Origin of the sequence: Aquibium carbonis (genome assembly GCF_003970795.1) — a bacterium.
Classification (GTDB): domain Bacteria; phylum Pseudomonadota; class Alphaproteobacteria; order Rhizobiales; family Rhizobiaceae; genus Aquibium; species Aquibium carbonis.
On sequence record NZ_RWKW01000153.1, the window covers coordinates 1 to 2,448 of the forward strand.

Annotated in this window: 2 protein-coding genes; both read right to left on the reverse strand. The window is 67.3% G+C overall.

The features are described from left to right. The coding region (locus EJC49_RS24975; RefSeq protein ID WP_170314864.1) for a DEAD/DEAH box helicase at positions 1-1,279 on the reverse strand (1,279 nt) is incomplete at its 3' end. A gap of 197 nt (positions 1,280-1,476) precedes the next feature. Further along, positions 1,477-2,250, reverse strand: a complete 774-nt coding sequence (locus EJC49_RS24980) for an NAD kinase (protein ID WP_126702642.1) — start codon at positions 2,248-2,250, stop codon at positions 1,477-1,479. Positions 2,251-2,448: the final 198 nt, after the last annotated feature.

Below are 2,448 nucleotides of genomic sequence, written 5' to 3' on the forward strand. Positions count from 1 at the left end.
GGCTGCGGCCGCGCTCGCGTCCGCCGTCGTCTTCACGCTCGCGGCGACCGCCGCGCTTGGGCGCGCCGCGGCCACGGCGGGGCGCGTCGTCCTCGCCTTCGCTCTGCACCACGGTCGACAGGTCGCCGTCGTGCCACTCGATCTTCTTGCCGGTCAGCTTCTCGATCGCGTCGAGATATTTGGCGTCCGACTTGGTGACGATCGTGAAGGATTTGCCGAGGCGTCCGGCGCGTCCCGTGCGGCCGATGCGGTGGACGTAATCCTCCGCGTGGATCGGCACGTCGAAATTGAACACGTGGCTGACGTCGGGAATGTCGAGGCCGCGGGCGGCGACGTCCGACGCCACCAGATAGCGCAGCTTGCCGTCGCGGAAGCCGGCCAGCATGGCCATGCGGGCGCGCTGGTCCATGTCGCCATGCAGCGCGCCGGCGTCGAAGCCGTGGCGGACCAGCGAGCGGAACAGCTCCGACACGTCCACCTTGCGGTTGCAGAAGATGATCGCGTTCTTGAGGTTCTCGTCTTCCTCGCGCATCAGCTTGCGCAGCGCCTCGCGCTTGTCCCAGCCCTTGTTGCCGGATTTCACCAGCCGCTGGGTGATGTTGGTGCTGGTCGAGGCCGCCCTCGACACTTCCACACGCACCGGCGCCTGCAGGAACTGCTCGGTCAGCTTGGTGATCTCCGGCGGCATGGTGGCCGAGAAGAACAGCGTCTGGCGGGTGAAGGGGATCAGCTTGCAGATGCGCTCGATGTCGGGGATGAACCCCATGTCGAGCATGCGGTCGGCCTCGTCGATGACGAGGATCTCGACGCCGGTCAAAAGCAGCTTGCCGCGTTCGAAATGGTCGAGCATGCGGCCGGGCGTGGCGATCAGCACGTCGGCGCCGCGCTCCAGCTTCTTTTCCTGCTCGTCGAACGACACGCCGCCGATCAGGAGCGCGATGTTGAGCCGGTGGTTCTTGCCGTACTTGACGAAGTTCTCCTCCACCTGCGCGGCGAGCTCGCGCGTCGGTTCGAGGATCAGCGTGCGCGGCATGCGCGCCCGGGCACGGCCCTTTTCCAGGCGCGTGATCATCGGCAGCACGAAGGCGGCCGTCTTGCCGGTGCCGGTCTGGGCGATGCCCAGCACGTCCTTGCCGGCGACCGCGTGCGGAATGGCGTCCGCCTGGATGGGGGTTGGGGTGGTGTAGCCGGCATCCGTGACGGCGGCCAGCACCTTTGGCGACAGGCCGAGGTCTGAAAATTTCACCGCTTCCGGCGCGTTCTGGTCGTCTGATGACACGATATCGATTGTCTTTAGCTGTATGCGGGCCGCGTCGGAGGTGCGCGGCGGACCGGGCGCTTTTGCGCAATTCGTCAGTGCCGTTACGGTGCAATGCGGCGAAAGTCAACCTTCCGCCGCGTCCGCGCGACAGGAAGCTTAACGAAACCAGGGTACTTGGGTTCCCTCGAGCCGCCGTTTTTGTGGCCCGCCCGCCGTCAGTAGCGGAACTGTTCGGCCAGAATGCGTTCGTCCCACGAATGGCTGGCGTCGAACAGGATCGTCGCCGTCGCGTCGCGCGACTCGCGGATCGTCACCGACACCACCGATTTCACCTCGGTATGGTCCGCCACCGCGTTCACCGGGCGCTTGTCGGCTTCCAGCACGTCGAACCGCACCGTCGACTGGTTGGGGATCAGCGCCCCGCGCCAGCGCCGCGGCCGGAACGCGCTGACGGGGGTCAGCGCCAGAAGCGGTGCGTCCAGCGGCAGGATCGGCCCTTGCGCCGACAGATTGTAGGCGGTGGAGCCGACCGGCGTCGCCACCATCACCCCGTCGCAGATCAGCTCGTCCAGCCGCACCTGGTCGTCGATGGTGATGCGGATCTTGGCCGCCTGGTAGGATTGCCGCAGAAGCGACACCTCGTTGATCGCCAGCGCGTCGACCTCCACGCCGTCGGCCGTGACCGCCTGCATCTTCAGCGGACGGATGGTCTCGGCAATGGCCGCCGCCACGCGCTCGCGCAGGTCGTTCTCGCGATATTCGTTCATCAGGAACCCGACGGTCCCCTGGTTCATGCCGTAGATCTTGCAGCCGGCATTCATGTGCGCGTGCAGCGTCTGCAGCATGAAGCCGTCGCCGCCCAGCGCCACGATCACGTCGGCCTCCTCCAGCCGCTCCTGGCCATAAAGCGCCGAAAGCCGCCGCGCGGCCTCCTCGGCCTGCGCGGTCTCGGACGCGATGAACGCCAGGCTCGGCAGCTTCATGTGCATCGTCTCTCCACCCGCCGCCCCGGACGGGCGGCAGGGGCGGGTTAGCATGGCCGGCCCCCGCGGGGAAGCAGCGATGCCGCCTGGTCCTCCCTGTTCAAGAGGGGCCGAAGGTCGTCGCGGCACGCCGGCTCGCCCCGTGAACTGGCCCCCATTTCGACCGGACAGTTGGCCTAACGCGGGAGGCTTGAGGCTATCCTC

Excerpts from the sequence above, each read along its gene's own strand:
- EJC49_RS24980 (WP_126702642.1), bottom strand. The coding sequence starts at position 2,250 with ATGCACATGAAGCTGCCGAGCCTGGCGTTCATCGCGTCCGAGACCGCG.